The sequence below is a fragment of the Streptomyces sp. SID11385 genome, assembly GCF_010548245.1.
GTDB lineage: Bacteria > Actinomycetota > Actinomycetes > Streptomycetales > Streptomycetaceae > Streptomyces.
The window spans coordinates 1-463 of sequence record NZ_JAAGLR010000960.1 but is presented as its reverse complement, the minus strand read 5'-3'; the positions used below and the strand labels follow the sequence as shown (position 1 = coordinate 463).

The 463-nt window shown below is 78.2% G+C and carries 1 pseudogene; it reads right to left on the bottom strand.

Going from position 1 to position 463, the window contains the following annotated elements:
- Positions 1-463, bottom strand: a pseudogene (locus G3I42_RS29195) (histidine kinase); the annotation flags it as partial.

Genomic DNA, 463 nt, shown 5'->3' with positions numbered 1-463 from the left:
GGTCGGGTCCGGTGCGGCGGCGGGTGCCGCCTGCTCGCTCGTGGCCGCCTCGCGGGCGGCGCGGCCCGCCCGCATCGCGCGGTCGAAGCCGCCGAAGCTGCGGCCCACGTCCTGCTGCGGGGCGGAGGAGGGCGGTTCCCCGGCGAGGAGTTCGGCGATCATCTGGTCCACCGCGGCCATCGTCCGGCCCGGCGGGCGCACGGGGAGGCCGTTCTCCGTGGAGACGAGCGGACCGAGCCCCTGCAAGGGGTCGAAGAACAACTCGCCGCTGTCGTCCCCGAAGAAACGGGCCCGCGCCGCCTCCGGATCGGCGCGGAAGCGCTCGCGCTCCATGAAACCGGGCACCGGGTCCTCGCTGTCCGCCTCCCCCGGCAGCTCGCGCGAGTACGGGGCCGGGCCCGGCCCGGCGGCCTGGTGGCGCGGAGCGGGGAGCGGTCCGTGCGTGCCGGGGCCACGGGTCGGG